Genomic DNA, 20438 nt, shown 5'->3' with positions numbered 1-20438 from the left:
CAGTTGTGTAACGGGAGGGGCGTAGCCGGAAGCATGTCCCGGAACGGCCCGAACCTTGCCATAAGTAAGCGTGCATAAGTCGGTATCCGTACCGTTAAACCCGATGCCTCTCACACCGGTAATGCATTCCGTCGGCTTAGCGTTTGCGACGGCGAAAAGATAACTTGTCATACAACTTTAAAAGGTGAGTGACATCACAAATGTATGATTCTTTGTAGGGACATTAATCGCTGCGCGCAAAGCCAGTAATGGCGCGGCCTGTAGAAGGGTTTACGCCTTAGAGGGTAATTTATTTGTTAGCGTTTATTGATCTCACTCACGAAAAAAGCTTCGGTGGGTGGAAATTGGTGTGATAACTTTGCAGCATATGAACATACGCTTTCTGACGCTCCCGTAATGAGGAAGACGATAATGACGCCGTTTATGACCGACGATTTTCTGTTAGATACCGAATTTGCTCGCCGCCTGTACCACGACTACGCAAAAGACCAGCCAATTTTCGACTACCACTGCCATCTGCCGCCGCAGCAGGTTGCCGAAAATTATCGTTTCAAAAACCTGTATGATATCTGGCTGAAGGGTGACCACTACAAATGGCGCGCCATGCGCACCAACGGCGTGGCGGAACGCCTGTGTACCGGTGACGCCACCGACCGCGAGAAGTTTGATGCCTGGGCGGCGACCGTCCCGCACACCATCGGTAACCCGCTCTACCACTGGACGCATCTTGAGCTGCGTCGCCCGTTTGGCATCACCGGCAAACTGCTCTCCCCAACGACCGCCGATGAAATCTGGGAGCGGTGCAATGCGCTGCTGGCTGAGGAGAACTTCTCCGCGCGCGGCATCATGAAGCAGATGAACGTGAAGATGGTAGGCACCACCGACGACCCGATCGACTCCCTGGAGCATCATGCCGTTGTCGCCAAAGACACTTCTTTTGATATCAAAGTGCTGCCAAGCTGGCGCCCGGACAAAGCCTTCAATATTGAGCAGGCTACGTTTAACGACTATGTGGCGAAGCTGGCGGAAGTGTCCGATACCGACATCCGTCGTTTCACCGATCTCCAGGCCGCGCTGACCAAACGTCTGGATCACTTCGCGGCGCACGGCTGTAAAGTCTCTGACCACGCGCTGGACGTCGTGCTGTTCGCGGAATCAAACGAGGCCGAGCTGGACAGCATTCTGGCGCGTCGCCTGTCCGGTGAATCGCTTAGCGAGCACGAAGTGGCGCAGTTCAAAACGGCGGTGCTGGTGTTCCTCGGCGCGGAATACGCGCGTCGCGGCTGGGTACAGCAGTACCACATCGGTGCGCTGCGCAATAACAACCAGCGCCAGTTCAAACTGATTGGTGCGGACGTGGGCTTTGACTCCATCAACGACCGTCCGCTGGCGGAAGAGCTGTCAAAACTGCTGAGCAAACAGAATGAGCAAAACCTGCTGCCGAAAACCATTCTCTACTGCCTGAACCCGCGCGATAACGAAGTGCTGGGCACGATGGTGGGCAACTTCCAGGGCGAAGGGATGCCGGGCAAGATGCAGTTCGGTTCCGGCTGGTGGTTCAACGATCAGAAAGACGGCATGGAGCGTCAGATGACGCAGCTGGCGCAGCTTGGTCTGTTGAGCCGCTTTGTCGGCATGCTGACCGACAGCCGCAGCTTCCTGTCCTATACCCGTCATGAATATTTCCGCCGCATTCTGTGCCAGATGATTGGCCGCTGGGTGCACGCAGGCGAAGCGCCGGCGGATATCCAGCTGCTGGGCGACATGGTGAGAAACATCTGCTTTAACAATGCGCGTGACTACTTCGGCATTGAACTGAACTAAGGCCGTTTGAGGTTGATATGCAATACATCAAAATCCATTCGCTGGATAACGTGGCCGTCGCGCTGACGGATCTCGCTGAAGGCGACGTGGTGACCGTTGATAACCAGAGCGTCACCCTGCGTCAGGCGATTGCACGCGGACACAAGTTTGCCGTGAAGCCTCTCGCGAAAGGGGACAACGTCATTAAGTACGGTCTTCCGATTGGGCATGCGCTGGCGGATATCGTGCCGGGTGAACATCTTCATTCCCATAATACCCGCACCAATCTGAGCGATCTGGACGAGTACAGCTATCAACCTGATTTACCTGGGGAACACGAGCAGGCGGCGGATCGTGACGTGCAGATCTACCGCCGCGCCAGCGGCGACGTGGGGATCCGCAACGAGCTGTGGATCCTCCCGACCGTCGGCTGCGTGAACGGGATTGCGCGTCAGATCCAGACGCGCTTCCTGAAAGAGACCAACAATGCCGAAGGCACCGACGGCGTGCATCTGTTCAGCCACACCTACGGCTGCTCCCAGTTGGGGGATGACCACATTAACACCCGCACCATGCTGCAAAACATGGTGCGTCACCCGAACGCAGGCGCGGTGCTGGTGATTGGCCTGGGCTGCGAGAACAACCAGGTTGATGCCTTCCGCGACACGCTGGGCGAGTTTGACCCTGAGCGCGTGCATTTTATGGTGTGTCAGCACCAGGATGACGAAGTGGAGGCGGGCGTTGAACAGCTTCACCAGCTGTATAACGTGATGCGCCACGACAAGCGCGAGCCGGGCAAACTGAGCGAGCTGAAGTTTGGGCTGGAGTGCGGCGGGTCTGACGGCCTGTCCGGTATCACCGCCAACCCGATGCTGGGTCGCTTCTCGGACTATGTGATCGCTAACGGCGGCACGACGGTGTTGACCGAGGTGCCGGAGATGTTCGGCGCGGAACGTATTCTGATGAGCCACTGCCGCGACGAGGAGACGTTTGAAAAAACCGTCACCATGGTGAACGACTTCAAACAGTACTTCATTGCCCACAATCAGCCCATTTATGAGAACCCGTCTCCGGGTAACAAAGCGGGTGGGATCACCACGCTGGAAGAGAAATCCCTCGGCTGCACCCAGAAAGCGGGCGCGAGCCAGGTGGTTGACGTTCTGCGCTACGGCGAGCGCCTGAAAACGCACGGTCTGAACCTGCTGAGCGCGCCGGGTAACGATGCGGTCGCCACCAGCGCGCTGGCGGGAGCTGGCTGCCATATGGTGCTGTTCAGCACCGGTCGCGGCACGCCGTACGGCGGTTTTGTGCCGACGGTGAAAATCGCCACCAACAGCGAGCTGGCGGCGAAGAAAAAGCACTGGATCGACTTCGATGCCGGGCAGCTTATCCACGGCAAGGCGATGCCGCAGCTGCTGACGGAATTCGTGGACGCGATTGTGGAATTTGCCAACGGCAGGCAGACCTGCAACGAGAAGAACGATTTCCGCGAGCTGGCGATCTTTAAGAGTGGTGTGACGCTTTAAGTACTTTGTCGGGTGGCGCTAGCGCTTACCCGACCTACTAAACCCTGTAGGCCCGGTAAGGCGTAGCCGCCACCGGGCTTTTCTTTTTAACTGCGCAGGGCGTTCTTCGCTAAACGCGCGTCTTCCGCCTGGCACACGGCGGCGGTAAACATCACGTCGGTGGAGGAGTTGATCGCGGTTTCGCAGGAATCCTGCAGCACGCCGATGATAAAGCCTACCGCAACCACCTGCATGGCGATCTCGTTCGGGATGCCGAACATATTGCATGCCAGCGGGATCAGCAGCAGGGAACCGCCCGCCACGCCGGATGCGCCGCAGGCACACAGCGAGGCTACCACGCTCAGCAGCAGCGCGGTTGGCAGATCCACCGGAATACCCAGCGTATGCACCGCGGCCAGCGTCAGCACCGTGATGGTGATGGCCGCTCCCGCCATATTGACGGTCGCACCCAGCGGAATGGATACGGAGTAGGTATCGCGGTCCAGATTCAGCTTCTCACACAGGGACATGTTGACCGGAATGTTTGCCGCCGAGCTGCGGGTGAAGAAGGCGGTCACGCCGCTTTCGCGCAGGCACATCAGCACCAGGGGGTACGGGTTACGACGGGTCTGCAGAAACACCAGCAGCGGATTAATCAGCAGTGCCACGACAGCCATACAGCCAATCAGCACCAGCAGCAGCTGCGCATAGCCCCAGAGTGCGCCGAAACCGGTGGTTGCCAGCGTGGATGCCACGAGGCCAAAAATACCAATCGGCGCAAAGCGGATGACCACCGTCACGATGAAGGTCACGGCGTGAGAAAGGTCGTTAACCAGGTTTTTAGTCGTGTCGTTGCTGTGGCGCAGAGCGAAGCCCAGACCGACGGCCCATACCAGAATCCCGATGTAGTTCGCGTTAATCAGCGCATGGATCGGGTTGGCGACAATGCTCATCAGCAGGCCGTGCATCACCTCAACAATACCCGCGGGCGGCGTAATGTCGGTCGCGCCGGTGGTCAGTTGCAGCGTGGACGGGAAGATAAAGCTCACGACAACCGCCGTCAGCGCAGCCGAGAACGTCCCCAGCAGATACATCCACAGAATCGGGCGAATATTAGTTTTCTGCCCCTGCTGGTGGTTGGCGATTGAGGCCATCACCAGCGTCAAAACCAGAACCGGCGCGACCGCTTTCAGTGCGCCGACGAACAGTGTGCCGAGCAGGCCAGTGGCCTCGGCGGCAGGTTTTGAGATCAGTGCCAGCGCGACGCCGAGCACCAGTCCAACCAGTATTTGCTTAACAAGGCTGCCGCGCGACAGGCGCGCAAGCAGGCCCGATGAGGTTGTCGTCATGAGTGTTCCTTAAGTGAAATTGCGTTCCATCCCGGATGTGCTCTTAGTCACATTTATGTCCGGATGTAAGTAAATGTTTGCCTGGTCGAGTATAGGGAAAGCGTCTGCGGAGGGAAGCGTAAAATGCTGGATTTTACGTGTTGCGTCATGTTTTTTAACTATTGATTAACGAAAGTGCCGGGTGGCGTTGCGCTTACCCGGCCCACGAGGTGTCGTTGTAGGCCCGGTAAGCGCAGCGCCACCGGGCAAAACGCACTAAGCCTGCTGCTTCTTATCGTGCTGGCGGTTAACCCAGGTATTGATAATCAGCGTCACGATCAGAATGCCAAACACCACGCCGAGCGAAATGGCGATCGGGATATGGTAGAAATCGACGATCAGCATTTTGATACCGATAAACACCAGGATCACCGACAGGCCGTACTTCAACATTGAGAAGCGCTCCGCCGCGCCTGCCAGCAGGAAGTACATGGCGCGCAGGCCGAGGATGGCGAACAGGTTAGAGGTCAGGACGATGAACGGGTCGGTGGTCACCGCAAAAATGGCCGGAATGCTGTCCACGGCGAAAATCACGTCGCTCAGCTCAACCAGGATCAGCACCAGCAGCAGCGGGGTGGCAAACAGCAGGCCGTTCTTGCGTACGAAGAAGTGCTCGCTCTCGATCTTGTCGGTCATGCGCAGATGGCCGCGGATCCACTTCACCAGCGGGCGATCGCCTATCGCAGAGCCGTCCTCTTTCGCCAGCGCCATTTTGACCCCGGTGAACAGCAGGAACGCGCCGAAGACGTACAGCAGCCATTCGAACTGGGTTATCAGCCAGCTGCCGGCGAAAATCATGATGGTACGCAGGATAATCGCGCCCAGCACGCCGTAGACCAGCACGCGGCGCTGCAGGGCCGCAGGTACGGCGAAGTAGCTGAACAGCATCAGCCAGACGAAGACGTTATCGACCGCCAGGGCTTTTTCAATCAGATAGCCAGTGAGGAAGGCGAGGGCCTGAGGATCGGCCACCGCGCGGCCTTCGGTCGAGGCCAGATACCACCAGAAGGCGGCACAGAAGAGCAGGGAGAGGGTGACCCACACCAGCGACCAGGCCGCAGCCTGTTTCATGGTCATGCCGTGCGCGCCGCGACGCCCCTGTAAAAAGAGGTCGATCGCCAGCATGATGAGCACGACAACCGCGAATCCGCCCCACAACATGGGAGTGCCGACAGAATGCATACTATTTTCCTTACACATAAAAAACAAAAACGGCCATGGTCAGAAGACGATAGCCGTTAGCTTTTTATGCATAGACCTCGCCTTCCGGCAAGGTCTCACTTACAACCACGAGGGTTGCCCGGCGACCGGATGCGGTATTGCACGCATCGTAATGACGATCCACCGGCGAAGAAGTTACTCCCCTTTGCAGGTAACAAAATATGTCAGGCCATTGGTTTCGTCAATGGTCTGCGCCGTTTCATTACACAGCTTTACGCGATAACTTCCGCGCTCACGCCGTCTGCCGGGAACACCACGCCGGTCTGACGGCGGATCTCCGTTTGCAGCTTCGCCGTGGTGCGGCTCACCGCAAGGCCTGGGTGATTCACTTCGTTGTCTTCCACCAGACGGGCGAAGACCTCTGCCTCATAGAGCATAGTGTTTATATGCTGAGGCTGCGTCAGCTCCTGAGCTTTGCCGCCGCGCGGCACAAAGCTCACCTTCTGGCACTCGGAGATCTTCTCGATAACCAGCGAGCCCGCTTCGCCCTGAATTTCGCTCGGCAGGACAGAGTCGCTCACCTTAGAGTGCTGCAGCGTGACGCTGAAATCACCGTAATCCAGCACCGCGACACCGTGCGCATCCACGCCGCTCTCCAGCAGGCTGGCGGTGGCCGTGACGCCGTGCGGCTCGCCCCACAGGGCCACGGCAGAGGCCAGGCAATAGAAACCGATATCCATAATCGAGCCGTTAGAGAAGGCCGGATTAAAGGTGTTCGGGTTCTCGCCGTCGAGATAGCGCTGATAGCGCGACGAGTACTGGCAGTAGTTGATAAACGCTTTGCGCACTTTGCCCACCTTCGGCAGGGACTGCTGCAGCAGCAGGAAGTTCGGCAGGCTGGCGGTTTTGAAGGCTTCGAACAGCACCACTTGGTTTTCGCGGGCAAGCGCAATGGCGGCTTCGACTTCATCGATGTTCGACGCCAGCGGCTTCTCGCAAATCACATGCTTTTTATGGCTGAGGAACAGCTTCGTTTGCGGGAAGTGCAGGGAGTTCGGGCTGGCAATATAGACCGCGTCAATGGCGTCGCTTTGCGCCATCTCATCAAGCGAGGTGAAGAGATGCTCGACGAGGTAGTCGTTGGCAAAACTCTGCGCCTGCTCAAGGCTGCGGGAATAGACTGCGGTAAGTTTCAGTTTGCCGGTTTCGTGGGCGGCGTCGACGAACTGGCGCGTGATCCAGTTCGTTCCAATGACTGCGAAACGTATCATAAACGTTTACGTACTCCGTAGCGGGGAACCTTTAGCCACTGTAGCACGTCATCATGACAATTCGCGTGCGCTATTCCGCATTACCTTTTAACGATAAATGCGTAAGCCACAGCCGGGTATCAAACTCCAGCTGGTGGTACTGCGGCTCCATGTGGCAGCACAGGGAATAGAACGCTTTGTCGTGCTCTTTCTCTTTCAGGTGTGCCAGCTCATGGACGACGATCATCCGCAGAAAGGCTTCCGGCGCATTGCGGAAAACCGTCGCGACGCGGATTTCGGCCTTCGCCTTCAGCTTGCCGCCCTGCACGCGGGAAACGGCGGTGTGCAGGCCGAGCGCGTTTTTCAGCACGTGGATCTTGTTGTCGTACATCACCTTGTTGATCGGCGGGGCGCTCTTCAGATACTGGTTTTTGAGATCCTGCGTATACTGCCAGAGGGCCTTATCGGTCGCGAAATCGTGGGTGCCGGGGTAGCGTTTTTCCAGCACCGCGCCCAGCTTCTGCTCGGCAATCAGGCTGCGAACCTGAGTCAGTAAATGCTCCGGGTAGCCCTGGAGATAAGTAAGTTGGTTCATCAACGCCCCAAATCGACAATAAAACGGGTATACTCACGCACCCTTTTCAGGGATACGCCAAATTTTACCATTCAGGAGGGCCGATGAGCCACTTAGACAACGGTTTCCGTTCACTCAACCTTAAACGTTTCCCGGAGACGGACGACGTTAACCCGCTTCAGGCGTGGGAAGCGGCGGATGAATATCTGCTGCAGCAGTTGGATGACACTGAAATCCGCGGCCCGGTTTTGATCCTGAATGACGCGTTTGGCGCCCTGGGCTGTGCGCTGGCGGAACACACGCCGTACAGTATCGGCGACTCCTACCTGAGCGAGCTGGCGACGCGTGAAAACCTTCGCCATAACGACATCGAAGAGTCCAGCGTGAAGTTCCTCGACAGCACCGCGGACTACCCGCAGGCGCCGGGCGTGGTGCTGATCAAAGTGCCAAAAACCATGGCGCTGCTGGAGCAGCAGCTGCGCGCGCTGCGTAAGGTCGTCACGCCAGAAACCCGCATCATCGCGGGTGCCAAAGCGCGCGATATTCATACTTCGACGCTGGAGCTGTTCGAGAAAGTCCTTGGCCCGACCACCACCACGCTGGCCTGGAAAAAAGCGCGCCTGATCAACTGTACGTTCGCCGCCCCTGAGCTGGCTGACGCGCCAGAAACGCTGAGCTGGAAGCTGGAAGGGACCGACTGGACCATCCATAACCACGCGAACGTCTTCTCCCGCACCGGTCTGGATATCGGCGCGCGCTTCTTTATGGAACATTTGCCGGAAAATCTGGAAGGTGAGATTGTCGATCTTGGCTGCGGCAACGGCGTGATTGGCCTGACGCTACTGGCGAAGAACCCGGAAGCCAGCGTGGTGTTCAGCGACGAGTCGCCGATGGCGGTGGCCTCCAGCCGTCTGAACGTAGAAACCAACCTGCCGGACGCGCTGGACCGCTGCGAGTTTATGATCAACAACGCGCTGTCGGGGGTAGAGCCGTTCCGCTTCAACGCCGTATTCTGCAACCCGCCGTTCCACCAGAAGCACGCCCTGACGGATAACGTCGCGTGGGAGATGTTCCACCACGCGCGCCGCTGCCTGAAAATCAACGGCGAGCTGTACATCGTGGCGAATCGCCACCTGGACTACTTCCACAAGCTGAAGAAGATTTTCGGTAACTGCGTCACCATTGCGACGAACAATAAGTTTGTGGTGCTGAAGTCGGTGAAGCTGGGACGTCGTCGTTAAGATTGTTTTGCCCGGTGGCGCTTCGCTTACCGGGCCTACAATGGCCTCGGACCCGTAGGCCGTGCAAGCGCAGCGCCGCCCGGCAATGTTCTAGATCATCAGAGCTAATTTCGTCCCCTGCGCAATCGCGCGCCGCGCATCCAGCTCCATCGCCACGTCACACCCGCCAATCAGATGCACCGTTTTACCGGCCTCGCGCAGCGGATCCGCCAGATCGCGCTTTGGCTCCTGCCCGGCACATAAAATCACATGATCCACGCGCAGCAGCTGCGGCTCGCCGCCGATCGTGACGTGCAGCCCCTCGTCGTCGATCTTCTGATAGCTGACCGCCGGGATCATCTTCACCCCGCGTGAGAGCAAGGTAGCGCGGTGGATCCAGCCGGTGGTTTTGCCCAGCCCTTCGCCCGGCTTGCTGGCTTTACGCTGCAGCATCACGATCTGGCGCGGGCTTTTCGGCAGCTGCGGCCCTTCGGGGCGCAGGCCGCCGGACTGGCTGAGGCTGGTATCAATGCCCCATTCGACGCAAAACTCAGCAATGTTCTGGCTGGTCGCCTCGCCCGGCTGGCTCAAATACATAGCGGTATCAAAGCCGATCCCGCCGCAGCCGATAATCGCCACCTTCTCGCCAACCGGTACTTTGTCACGCAGCACGTCGAGATAGCTCAGCACTTTTGGATGATCGATACCCTCGATCGCAGGCGTGCGCGGTACGATCCCGCTCGCCAGGATCACCTCATCGAAATCAGTCAGATCCGCCGCGTGGACAAACTGGTTAAGCCGCAGCTCGACGCCCGTCAGCTCGATCATCCGGCGGTAGTAGCGCAGCGTTTCGTAGAACTCCTCTTTGCCGGGGATCTGTTTGGCGATATTAAACTGCCCGCCAATCTCCCCCAGCGCATCAAACAGCGTCACGCTGTGGCCGCGCGAGGCGGCATTGACCGCAAACGCCAGGCCCGCAGGCCCTGCGCCGACAACCGCCAGGCGTTTTTTCGCTGTCGCCGGGATCACCGGCATTTTGGTTTCGTGGCAGGCGCGTGGGTTGACGAGGCAGGAGGTCACTTTCCCGACGAAGATCTGATCCAGGCATGCCTGATTACAGCCGATGCAGGTGTTTATCTCATCCGCACGGCCGCTTTGCGCTTTGGACAGCAGCTCGGCATCGGCCAGGAACGGGCGCGCCATCGAGACCATGTCAGCATCGCCGCGTGAAATCACATCGTCCGCCACCTGCGGATCGTTAATGCGGTTGGTGGTGACCAGCGGAACAGACACTTTCCCTTTCAGCCTGCGCGTCACCCAACTGAACGCCGCGCGCGGCACCGGCGTGGCGATGGTCGGAATGCGCGCCTCGTGCCAGCCGATGCCGGTGTTGATAATGGTGGCCCCCGCGGTTTCTATCGCCTGCGCCAGCTGCACGGTTTCGTCAAACGTGCCGCCGCCCTCCACCAGGTCGAGCATCGACAGGCGGAAGATGATAATAAAATCCGCGCCCGCGCGTTCGCGCACGGCGCGCACGACTTCTACAGCAAAGCGCATCCGGCGGGCATAGTCGCCGCCCCATTCGTCGTCGCGCTGGTTGGTGCGGGCGGCCAGAAACTCGTTAATCAGATAGCCTTCAGACCCCATCACCTCAACGCCGTCGTAGCCCGCTTCACGCGCCAGCGCCGCGCAGCGGGCGAAGTCGTCAATCAGCGCCAGGATCTCGTCGTGGCTCAGGGCATGCGGAGTGAAGCGGTTAATCGGCGCCTGAATGGCCGATGGCGCGACCAGATTCGGCTGATAGCTGTAGCGTCCGGTGTGCAGAATTTGCAGGGCGATTTTACTGCCCTCGTTGTGTACCGCGTCGGTCACAATGCGGTGGTGTGGCAGCTGTGACGCATCGTTCAGCACCGCGCCGCCCTCCATGCCGACGCCGGAAGGGGCAGGGGCCACGCCGCCGGTGACTATCAGCGCTACCCCATGGCGGGCGCGTTCGGCATAGAAGGCTGCCAGACGCTCGGCTCCGTCCGGATGCTCCTCAAGCCCGGTGTGCATCGAGCCCATCAACACGCGGTTTTTGAGTGTGGTGAACCCCAGATCGAGGGGGGCGAATAACGACGGGTAGCGGCTCATAGTCTCTTCCAGTGTAAAATTATTGTTATGTGGTCGGATGAGTTACTAATTTAGCCAGCGGCAGCGGAAAGGTAAAAGCGGGATCGAATGATTGTGATAGATCTCAAAGAACTTCCCCTCACCCTAACCCTCTCCCCGGCGGGGAGAGGGGACTGGCCGGTGCGGCCTTAAAGAATCAGCTCGATCTGGTTTTTTCCCTCTCCCCTATGGAGAGAGGGGGATGGGTTTTTACTAACCCCGGCGCCTGCCACATCGACGTCGTCAGCCCGCTGTCCACCAGCCCGAGCTGGTCTGCATATACCGCCTGCCATTTCTGCATCATGCCGTCGTACAGTTCGCGATGTACCGGGTTTGGCGTGAATTCGCGGCTCCATTTCACCAGCCGCTCGCCCGTCGAGGCCATATCTGCAAACAGCCCCGCGCCAACGCCTGCCGCAATGGCGCAGCCCAGTGCCGTAGCCTCTTTGACCTCCGGCACGCGCACCGGCAGGCCGGTGACGTCGCTTAAAATCTGACTCCACAGCGCACCTTTCGAGCCCCCGCCCGCAAAGACCAGGCTTTCAAACGTCACGCCGGAGAAGTGGGAAATCTGCGCCAGGTTACAGGCCGAGACGATCGCCGCGTTCTCCTCCAGGGCGCGGAACAGCGTCGCTTTATTGCATTTTTCCGGGTCGATGGAGAGGTTAATAAACGACGGCGCGGCGTGGTACCACTGCTTAAAATGCATGGCGTCGGAGAAGATTGGCATCACCCCGTGGGAGCCCGCCGGCACCCGGCTGGCCATCTCTTCCAGCAGAGAATAGGTGTCCATCCCCATCCGCTCGGCAATAAGCTTTTCCTCGGCGCAGAATGCGTCGCGGAACCAGCGCATGGTCAGCCCGGTAAAGAAGCTGATCGACTCCGCCTGCGCCATGCCGGGAATCACGTGCGGGTTCACCCGAATGTTCATGCCAGGGTCGGTGCGCACCTGCGGCAGGTTCACGACCTGCTGCCAGAAGGTCCCACCCAGCACCGCCGTTTGTCCGGCGCGGACTACCCCCAGACCCAGACAGCCCAGCTGCACGTCGCCGCCGCCCATGACGACCGGCGTGCCTTCGCGCAGGCCGCTTTGCTGTGCGGCCTCTCGGGTGATAGCGCCCAGCACGGTGCCGGTCTCTTTTACCGGGGAGAGAATATCGGCACGCAGCCCGGCCATGTCCAGCAGCGCCGGACGCCAGTCGCGGGAGAAGAGATCCAGCATGCCGGTGGTGCCCGCGTTAGACGGGTCGACCGCCAGCTCGCCGGAGAGCTTCGCTGCCAGCCAGTCGCTGATCATGGTGATAGTGGCGGCGCTGCGGTAAATATCCGGACGATGGTGTGCCAGCCACAGCAGGCGCGGCATCGCGCTCAGCGCCAGCGTCTGGCCGGAGACGTCATACACTTCGGATTCAAAATGGTTGTCGTGGATCTCTTTGAGTTCCGCCACCTCGCGGCTGGCGCGGGCGTCAACGTTGGCGCAGGCCCAGATGGCCTCGCCGTTGCGGTCGTAAAGCACTATCCCTTCGCGCATGGAGCAGCAGGCGACGGACTGAATATCCGCCGCGCCCAGATTCGCGCGCGTCAGCGCCTGATGAATGCACTGGCAGGCCAGCCGCCAGTTGGTGTCGAGGTCGAACTCCATCGAGCCCGGCACGTTCTCCACGCTCAGGTGCTTCCACTCGGCCTGGCCGACGGCAATCTGGTTGCCCTGCAAATCGAAAATCACGGCGCGAACGCTGCCGGTCCCTGCATCTAACGCTAAAAGGTAACTCATGAGCTTGCCTCGCTGTTAGCGCAGGGCGGGCTCTCACTTGGCCAGAGCCAGCACCGCGCGGGCTGTCGTCTCCTCCGTCACCAGGCCATTGATACGGCGACCCTTCAGTGCGGCATAAATCGCATCGGCTTTCTCTTCCCCTCCGGCCACGCCAACGATGGTGGGCAGCTGCGCCAGCTCATCAAGCGAGACGCCGAGTAATTCTTTATGGATCTCCAGCTCCTCGACGCACTCCCCTTCGGCATTGAGGAAATAACCGAGAATATCGCCGACCGCGCCTTTGCGGGCGAACATCAGCTGTTCACCTTCGCTGATGTAGCCGGAGCGCAGGATCGTGGCATCACGGCGCTGGTTCACTGAACCAATACCCACCACTGCGACGTCGGCGGCGGTGGCCGCGAGGATCACGTCCCGCACGCTGGTTTCGCGTTTTAAGATCCCGGCCACCTCTGCGGATGACACGCGAAGCGGGGCGGGGATCATACTGACGCTGCAGGCCGCGTCCAGCTGGCCGATACCGGTCATGTACGGCCCGACGCCGCCGGACAGCGTCACCAGGCGGATCTGCTGTGAGCTGATAAAACCGCTCAGGTGCTGCAGGCTGCTCATGGTGGTTTCACCGAACCCCACCGCCAGCAGCTGGCCGGGTTCCAGCACGCCCATCAGCGACTGCGCTGCGCCAATGCCCAGCCGCACGTTCATCGGCGGCGTATTTAAGGCAGGCATCACGCGCACAAGCTTCAGGCCAAAGCGCTGCTGCAGCTCGGTTTCCAGCGCCAGACAGCCCTCGTAGCGGGAGTTGATCTGCACGCGGATCACCCCGGACTGACGGCCTTTCTCCAGCAGACGGGAGATTTTTAATCGCGGCAGCCCGAGGCGTTCGCCGATATCGTTCTGGGTCAGCCCGTCGTGGTAGTAACACCATGCCACGCGCGCCACCAGCTCCTCTTCCGCCAGCGCCAGCCCGGCAAACCGTCCTTCTTCCGCAGTGCGTTTATCGCTCATAGTTGAACTCTTATAAAAATTTAGATCATATGTTCGTAATGGCGCGAAGGGAAAGTGTGAGCCACGCGACAAAACGGATCATTTCGATCGTTTCTGGTTTATCTGAATCTCAATCGATAAAACTGTGATCCCTGCACGGTTGTAAATATAGTTCACCGTCTACGCTTTTGAACATTATTAAATCTAAAAATCATTTGTTCAATAGCGGAGCGATGATGACCTCACTTCTCGACGCGCGGAATATCAGCAAGCAGTTCTCAGGCGTGCCGGTTCTAAAAGGCATTGATTTCACGCTGCTTGCGGGCCAGGTGCACGCGCTGATGGGCGGAAACGGCGCGGGAAAATCGACGCTGATGAAGATCATCGCCGGGGTCGAGACGCCGGACGGCGGTGAACTTTCCGTCGAGGGGCAGTCATATGCGCGGCTGACGCCCGTGCAGGCGCACAGGCTCGGCATTTACCTCGTGCCGCAGGAGCCGCTGCTGTTCCCCAACCTGACGGTGCGGGAAAATATCCTGTTCCGCCTGCCGCGCGAACGCGATCGGGAAAAGCGGCTGGCGGAGAAACTTGAGCAGCTGCAGTGCCAGCTCAACCTCGACGCCGCCGCCAGCACCCTGGAAGTGGCGGATCAGCAGATGGTGGAGATCCTGCGCGGATTAATGCGCAACGCCCGGATCCTGATCCTCGACGAACCTACGGCCTCTCTCACGCCGGGCGAAACCGAACGGCTGTTCCGCCAGATCCGCGCCCTGCAGGCGCTTGGGGTCGGGATTGTTTTTATCTCCCATAAGCTGCCGGAAATTCGCGTGCTGTCGAGCCACGTCTCGGTGATGCTCGACGGCGCGGTGGTGTTGAGCGGGGAAACCGCGCAGTTCGACGATAACGCCCTGATTGCCGCCATGACGCCGGTGAGCCGGGAGAAATCCCTCAGCGATACGCAAAAGCTGTGGCTGGCGCTGCCGGGCAACCGTCGCACCCAGCCGCAGGATTTCCCGGTGCTGCGGGTGGACGATCTCACCGGAGAAGGTTTTATCGATCTGAGCCTTGAGATCTACGCCGGGGAGATCGTCGGCCTGGCCGGGTTGGTAGGCTCCGGACGTACCGAGTTTGCCGAAACCCTCTACGGCCTGCGGCCGGTACGCGGGGGCCGCATCTGGCTGGAGAACCAGGAGATCGCCAACGATCCGGTGCGCTCGCGGCTAAACAGAGGCCTGGTCTACCTGCCGGAAGACAGGCAGGTGTCCGGCCTGTTCCTCGACGCGCCGATCCGCTGGAACACCGTGGCGCTGAACGAGCCGTCGCTCTGGCAGCAGCGCAAGCGGGAGTCTGCGGTAGTGGAGCGCTATCACCGGGCGCTGGGGATCAAGCTCAACCATGCGGATCAAACCGTGCGCACGCTCTCCGGCGGCAACCAGCAGAAGGTGCTGCTGGCGCGCTGTCTGGAGGCCAATCCTTTACTGCTGATCGTCGATGAACCGACGCGCGGCGTGGACGTCTCGGCGCGCGCCGATATCTACCAGCTCATCAAAAGCGTGGCGGCGCAGAACGTGGCGGTACTGATGATCTCAAGCGATCTTGATGAGTTTCCGGGCCTCGCGGACCGCGTGTTGGTGATGCACCAGGGCGTGCTCAGCGGCGAGCTGCCGCGCCATGCCGTCAGCCTCGATCGCATGATGGCGCTGGCGTTTGGAGGGCAAGCATGAAGATCTTACTGAAAAACCGCGAGCTGAGCGCGTTTCTCGCCATTCTGGCGCTGTTCGCCGTGCTGGTGGCGCTTAATCCCTCTTACTTCAGCCTGCAAACGCTGGGGATGATTTTCGCCAGCTCGCAGATCCTGATCCTGCTGGCCATCGGCGCGGCGCTGGTGATGCTGACCCGCAATATCGATGTCTCCGTGGGGTCGACCGTCGGGCTGTCCGCCATTGCCGTCGGCGTAGCGCTGAACGGCGGCTACAGCCTGCCGGTTTCCATTCTCTTCGCGCTCATGGTTGGCGCGCTGGCCGGGGCGTTCAACGGGTTGCTGGTGGTGGGGCTGCGCATCCCGGCGATTGTCGCCACCCTCGGCACGCTGGGGCTGTACCGTGGAGCGATGCTGCTCTGGACCGGCGGAAAGTGGATTGAGGGGCTGCCGCCGGGGCTGAAATCGCTCTCTGAGCCTGCGGTCATCGGCGTGTCGCCCCTTGGCATGGTGGTGTTGATTATCGTGATCATCGGCGCGTGGACGCTGTCGCGCACCGCGTTCGGGCGTGATTTCTACGCGGTGGGGGATAACCTCGCCGCCGCGCGGCAGCTGGGCGTAGCGGTGAACCGCACCCGCATGATCGCCTTTACCCTCAACGGCATGCTGGCGGCCTGCGCCGGGATTGTCTTTGCCGCACAGATTGGCTTCGTGCCCAACCAGACCGGCAGCGGGCTGGAGATGAAGGCCATCGCCGCCTGCGTACTGGGTGGCATTTCACTGCTGGGCGGCACGGGCACGCTGATCGGCGCGTTGCTCGGTGCGTTCTTCCTCACCCAAATCGACACCGTGCTGGTGCTGTTCAGGCTTCCTGCCTGGTGGAATGACTTTATCGCCGGGCTGGTGCTGCTGGGCGTGCTGGTGCTCGACGGGCGTCTGCGCCAGGCGCTGGCGCGGCATCAGCGGGCGCTGAAGTACGGTCGCTTCCAGCCGGGCAACAAAGGGGGAAAGCACGTCACACCGTTTCCCAAACGCAAAAAAGAGGTGGCGTAAATGAGGCTTAACTGGGAAAGCGCGCTGCTCATTTTGCTGGTGCTGGAGATCCTGCTCTTCGGCGCCATCAACCCGCGCATGCTCGACATCAACATGCTGTTGTTCAGCACCAGCGATTTTATCTGCATTGGCATCGTGGCGCTGCCGCTGACGCTGGTGATTATCAGCGGCGGGATCGACATCTCCCTCGGCTCGACCATCGGCCTGTGCGCGATTGCGCTGGGTGTGATGATGCAGGCCGGGTGGCCGATGGCGGTCGCCGTTCCGCTGACGCTGCTGCTGGGATTGCTGTGCGGGCTGGTAAACGCGGCGCTGATCCACTACACCGGCATCAGCCCGCTGGTGATCACCCTCGGCACGCTCTACCTCTACGGCGGCGGGGCGCTGCTTCTCTCCGGCATGGCGGGGGCCACGGGCTACGAGGGCATCGGCGGCTTCCCGGACAGCTTTACCGCCTTCGCTAACCTCACGGTATTTGGCCTGCCGATCCCATTGGTCTTGTTCGCGGCTATCACCGTCTTCTTCTGGCTCATTACCCACCGCGGGCGCTTTGGGCGCCATCTGTTCCTGATTGGGCAGAACCCGCGCGCGGCGCGCTATGCGGCGCTGTCGGTGAACGGCATGCCCTACGTGCTGTACGGCCTGGTAGGCGTAGCCTCGGCGATTGCCGCGCTGGTAATGGTCTCCTATTTCGGCTCCGCGCGTTCGGATCTGGGGCGCGATTTACTGATGCCTGCGCTCACCGCCGCCGTGCTCGGCGGGGCCAATATCTACGGCGGTTCAGGTTCGGTTGTCGGTACGGCGCTGGCGGCGCTGCTGGTGGGGTATCTGCAGCAGGGTTTACAGATGGTCGGCATCCCCAACCAGGTGTCGAGCGCGTTGTCAGGGGCGCTGCTGGTTGTGGTGGTGATGGGACGTTCGCTGAGTCTGCACCGCGAATGGGTGCGATCTCTCTTTAGAAAACTATCCGGAGCGTAAGATGAAAACAAAACTGTTCGTCCTGGCAATGGCCCTCAGCTTCGCCTCGGCGCAGGCGGCGGACCGCATTGCCTTTATCCCGAAGCTGGTGGGCGTCGGCTTCTTCACCAGCGGCGGCAACGGCGCGAAAGAGGCGGGGAAAGATCTTGGCGTGGACGTCACCTACGACGGTCCGACCGAGCCGAGCGTCTCCGGCCAGGTGCAGCTCATCAATAACTTCGTCAACCAGGGCTATAACGCCATTATCGTCTCCGCCGTGTCGCCGGACGGGTTGTGTCCGGCGCTGAAGCGCGCGATGCAGCGCGGCGTTAAGGTTCTGACCTGGGACTCCGACACCAAACCGGAGTGCCGCAGCATCTACATCAACCAGGGGACGCCGGAACAGCTGGGCGGCCTGCTGGTGGACATGGCGAGCAAGCAGGTCACTAAACCGAATGCCAAAGTGGCGTTCTTCTACTCCAGCCCGACCGTCACCGATCAGAACCAGTGGGTGAAAGAGGCGAAGGCTAAAATCGAGAAAGATCATCCGCAGTGGCAGGTCGTCACCACCCAGTTTGGCTATAACGACGCCACCAAATCGTTGCAAACCGCCGAGGGGATCTTAAAAGCGTATCCGGATCTGGATGCGATCATCGCCCCGGACGCCAACGCCCTGCCGGCCGCGGCGCAGGCGGCGGAAAACCTGAAGCGGGAAGGGGTGGCGATTGTCGGGTTCAGCACGCCAAACGTGATGCGTCCGTACGTTGAGCGCGGCACGGTGAAGGCCTTTGGCCTGTGGGATGTGGTGCAACAGGGCAAAATTGCGGTCAATGTCGCCGATCGTTTGCTGAAAAAAGGCGATCTTAACGTCGGCGACAGCGTGGACGTAAAAAACATCGGGGCGCTGAAGGTCGAGCCGAACAGCGTGCAGGGCTACCAGTATGAGGCGAAGGGCAACGGCATCGTGCTGCTGCCGGAGCGGGTGGTGTTCACCAAAGAGAACATCAGCAAATACGATTTCTGACGGGGGAGCAAATGGCTGATTTAGACGATATCAAAGACGGTAAGGATTTTGGCATCGGCACGCCGCAGCAGAATGTGCCGTTCACGCTGAAGGGCTGTGGCTCGCTGGACTGGGGCATGCAGTCCCGCCTGGCACGCATCTTCAACCCGCAGAGCAACCGTACGGTGATGCTGGCCTTTGACCATGGTTACTTTCAGGGGCCGACCACCGGCCTTGAGCGTATCGATCTCTCCATTGCGCCGCTGTTTGGTGAAACCGACGTGCTGATGTGTACCCGCGGCATCCTCAGGAGCCAGGTACCCGCCGCGACGAACAAACCGGTGGTGCTGCGCGCCTCCGGCGGTAACTCAATCCTGGGGGAACTGTCCAACGAGTGCGTGGCGGTGGCGATGGAAGATGCCCTGCGCCTGAACGTCTGCGCGGTGGCGGCGCAGGTCTATATCGGCAGCGAGTTTGAGCATCAGTCGATCAACAACATCATCAAGCTGGTGGACGCGGGTGCTCGCTACGGCATGCCGACGCTGGCGGTGACGGGCGTGGGGAAAGAGATGGCGCGGGACGCGCGCTATTTCTCGCTTGCCAGCCGCATCGCCGCCGAAATGGGGGCGCAGTTCGTCAAAACCTACTACGTGGATGAAGGCTTTGAAAAAGTGACCGCCAGCTGTCCGGTGCCGATTGTCATCGCCGGGGGCAAAAAGCTGCCGGAGCACGAGGCGCTGGAGATGTGCTGGCGCGCGATTGACCAGGGCGCGTCGGGCGTGGACATGGGGCGCAACATCTTCCAGTCCAGCGCGCCGCTCGCCATGCTGAAGGCGGTGAAGAAAGTGGTTCACGAGAACTGGAATGCCCGCGATGCGTTCCAGTTCTGGCAGGAAGAGAAACAGGGAGAAGCAAAATGAATGTGACGCTGGTGGAGATCAACATTAAGCCCGAGCGGGTAGACGAGTTTCTGGAGGTATTTCGCGCCAACCACGAAGGCGCGATCAGGGAGCCGGGGAACCTGCGCTTTGACGTGTTGCAGGACCCACGCGTGAAAACCCGGTTCTTTATCTACGAGGCCTACAAAGACGAAGAGGCGGTGCTGGCGCATAAGCAAACGCCGCACTACCTGGCGTGCGTGGATAAGCTTGAGGAGCTGATGTCGGAGCCGCGCAAAAAGCGCAGCTTCGTCGGGCTGTTGCCGGAGTAACCTCGTGTCCGATGACGTGCTTTTGCGCGTCATCGGAAAGAAAAGCGTTCGGGCTATCCTTTGGCTTTCTGAATCGCCATGATTAATGCATCAGCAGAAACATTGCCGGACATAACGCTAATGCGCTGAATGACGGGATCTTTTTCCTGAGGCAAAACGACAAACGCTGGCATGTTGGTAAAACCGATCTGCTTCACTAGCGTCACGTTTTCCTGTGATGCTTTGTTTGCCGACCCGGCTGAAGGCAATTTTTTAAAGATAAAACGTACATCCGGATTGGCATTGATAAGCTCTTGTGTGATGTTGCAGTTCACACAGTTTTCCTCCACGAAAGCCACCACGGCGGCTTTTGCGTCAACGGGGCCGACGACGGGATCGCCGGCGGCAAGTAACCGATCGCGATGGATCACGGCATTTTGCACCATGGCTTGCTGCTGGGCTATCTGTTGACGCTGGCGAAGGCTTTCGCCCGCCGCAACCAAAAACTCAGGATGCTCGGCAAGATAGGTCGAGACAATTTCCCCTATTTTTTCAGGATGTGCAGCGAAATAGGCTTCTGCCGCTTTTCCTGTTTGCTCGATCTGCTGGGGCGTGGCGGGCTCTGCCTGCGTTGCGGTGGAGAAAACAAGTGCCGCAGCAAGGGGGACTGAAAGGCGACAAAGGACGGTAGGGACTTTCATACTATTATTCCGTAAAAAGAGTAAGA

General features: G+C 59.8%; 17 protein-coding genes. 9 read left to right on the top strand and 8 right to left on the bottom strand.

Annotated features, from left to right (window positions below):
• The first annotated feature begins 411 nt into the window (after positions 1–411).
• Positions 412–1824 (top strand): glucuronate isomerase, encoded by a 1413-nt coding sequence (gene uxaC / locus LJA86_RS14110; protein WP_045910064.1) that lies wholly within the window; start codon positions 412–414, stop codon positions 1822–1824.
• A 17-nt stretch (positions 1825–1841) separates the two neighbouring features.
• On the top strand, positions 1842–3329 hold the full coding sequence (locus LJA86_RS14105) for a UxaA family hydrolase (RefSeq protein ID WP_126534102.1): 1488 nt from the start codon (positions 1842–1844) through the stop codon (positions 3327–3329).
• 86 nt (positions 3330–3415) lie between these two features.
• Here the strand turns inward: LJA86_RS14105 and sstT are convergent, their stop codons facing one another.
• The 4 genes from sstT to LJA86_RS14085 all read right to left on the bottom strand — a co-directional run bounded on the left by sstT (position 3416) and on the right by LJA86_RS14085 (position 7702).
• On the bottom strand, positions 3416–4657 hold the full coding sequence (gene sstT, locus LJA86_RS14100) for a serine/threonine transporter SstT (protein ID WP_229226331.1): 1242 nt from the start codon (positions 4655–4657) through the stop codon (positions 3416–3418).
• Positions 4658–4912: 255 nt separating this feature from the next.
• On the bottom strand, positions 4913–5878 hold the full coding sequence (locus tag LJA86_RS14095; protein WP_021242367.1) for a TerC family protein: 966 nt from the start codon (positions 5876–5878) through the stop codon (positions 4913–4915).
• Between the two features lie 251 nt (positions 5879–6129).
• The gene (locus LJA86_RS14090) at positions 6130–7128 is read right to left on the bottom strand and encodes a Gfo/Idh/MocA family protein (protein ID WP_045910061.1); all 999 of its coding nucleotides are present in this window, start codon (positions 7126–7128) and stop codon (positions 6130–6132) included.
• Between the two features lie 70 nt (positions 7129–7198).
• Positions 7199–7702: a YgjP-like metallopeptidase domain-containing protein gene (locus tag LJA86_RS14085; protein ID WP_229226330.1), complete on the bottom strand. Its 504-nt coding sequence runs from the start codon at positions 7700–7702 to the stop codon at positions 7199–7201.
• Between the two features lie 83 nt (positions 7703–7785).
• Here LJA86_RS14085 and rlmG point away from each other — a divergent pair, with 83 nt between their 5' ends.
• Positions 7786–8922 (top strand): 23S rRNA (guanine(1835)-N(2))-methyltransferase RlmG, encoded by a 1137-nt coding sequence (gene rlmG, locus LJA86_RS14080; protein ID WP_063622490.1) that lies wholly within the window; start codon positions 7786–7788, stop codon positions 8920–8922.
• A 90-nt stretch (positions 8923–9012) separates the two neighbouring features.
• Here the strand turns inward: rlmG and LJA86_RS14075 are convergent, their stop codons facing one another.
• The 3 genes from LJA86_RS14075 to lsrR form a co-directional block, all read right to left on the bottom strand.
• On the bottom strand, positions 9013–11034 hold the full coding sequence (locus LJA86_RS14075; protein ID WP_229226329.1) for an NADPH-dependent 2,4-dienoyl-CoA reductase: 2022 nt from the start codon (positions 11032–11034) through the stop codon (positions 9013–9015).
• A gap of 175 nt (positions 11035–11209) precedes the next feature.
• On the bottom strand, positions 11210–12826 hold the full coding sequence (gene lsrK / locus LJA86_RS14070) for an autoinducer-2 kinase (protein ID WP_196352785.1): 1617 nt from the start codon (positions 12824–12826) through the stop codon (positions 11210–11212).
• Between the two features lie 33 nt (positions 12827–12859).
• Entirely contained in the window at positions 12860–13831 is a 972-nt protein-coding gene (lsrR, locus tag LJA86_RS14065; RefSeq protein WP_229226328.1) for a transcriptional regulator LsrR, read from the bottom strand.
• Positions 13832–14046: 215 nt separating this feature from the next.
• On the opposite strand from lsrR, the gene lsrA reads away from it, so the two are divergent.
• Genes lsrA through lsrG form a run of 6 tightly spaced genes read left to right on the top strand, consistent with a single transcriptional unit; the run spans position 14047 to position 19732 of the window.
• On the top strand, positions 14047–15534 hold the full coding sequence (gene lsrA / locus LJA86_RS14060) for an autoinducer 2 ABC transporter ATP-binding protein LsrA (RefSeq protein WP_229226360.1): 1488 nt from the start codon (positions 14047–14049) through the stop codon (positions 15532–15534).
• Positions 15531–16562 carry an autoinducer 2 ABC transporter permease LsrC gene (gene lsrC / locus LJA86_RS14055; RefSeq protein ID WP_111967439.1) on the top strand — a complete coding sequence of 344 codons (1032 nt, stop codon included), beginning with the start codon at positions 15531–15533 and terminating at the stop codon, positions 16560–16562. The genes lsrA and lsrC overlap by 4 nt, the downstream gene beginning before the upstream one ends.
• Positions 16563–17540: an autoinducer 2 ABC transporter permease LsrD gene (gene lsrD / locus LJA86_RS14050; RefSeq protein WP_048225006.1), complete on the top strand. Its 978-nt coding sequence runs from the start codon at positions 16563–16565 to the stop codon at positions 17538–17540.
• 1 nt (position 17541) lies between these two features.
• On the top strand, positions 17542–18543 hold the full coding sequence (gene lsrB, locus LJA86_RS14045; protein WP_229226327.1) for an autoinducer 2 ABC transporter substrate-binding protein LsrB: 1002 nt from the start codon (positions 17542–17544) through the stop codon (positions 18541–18543).
• A gap of 11 nt (positions 18544–18554) precedes the next feature.
• Positions 18555–19442, top strand: a complete 888-nt coding sequence (lsrF, locus tag LJA86_RS14040) for a 3-hydroxy-5-phosphonooxypentane-2,4-dione thiolase (RefSeq protein WP_032653516.1) — start codon at positions 18555–18557, stop codon at positions 19440–19442.
• Positions 19439–19732, top strand: coding sequence for a (4S)-4-hydroxy-5-phosphonooxypentane-2,3-dione isomerase (gene lsrG / locus LJA86_RS14035; RefSeq protein WP_044597614.1), 294 nt, complete (start codon positions 19439–19441; stop codon positions 19730–19732). The genes lsrF and lsrG overlap by 4 nt, the downstream gene beginning before the upstream one ends.
• A gap of 53 nt (positions 19733–19785) precedes the next feature.
• Here lsrG and LJA86_RS14030 read toward each other — a convergent pair whose 3' ends face one another.
• Positions 19786–20412 (bottom strand): hypothetical protein, encoded by a 627-nt coding sequence (locus LJA86_RS14030; RefSeq protein ID WP_196365230.1) that lies wholly within the window; start codon positions 20410–20412, stop codon positions 19786–19788.
• Positions 20413–20438 lie beyond the last annotated feature (26 nt).

This window comes from Enterobacter sp. TCD1-1 (genome assembly GCF_020567405.1).
Taxonomy (GTDB): domain Bacteria; phylum Pseudomonadota; class Gammaproteobacteria; order Enterobacterales; family Enterobacteriaceae; genus Enterobacter; species Enterobacter quasiroggenkampii.
This window is presented reverse-complemented; position numbering and strand designations above follow the sequence as displayed.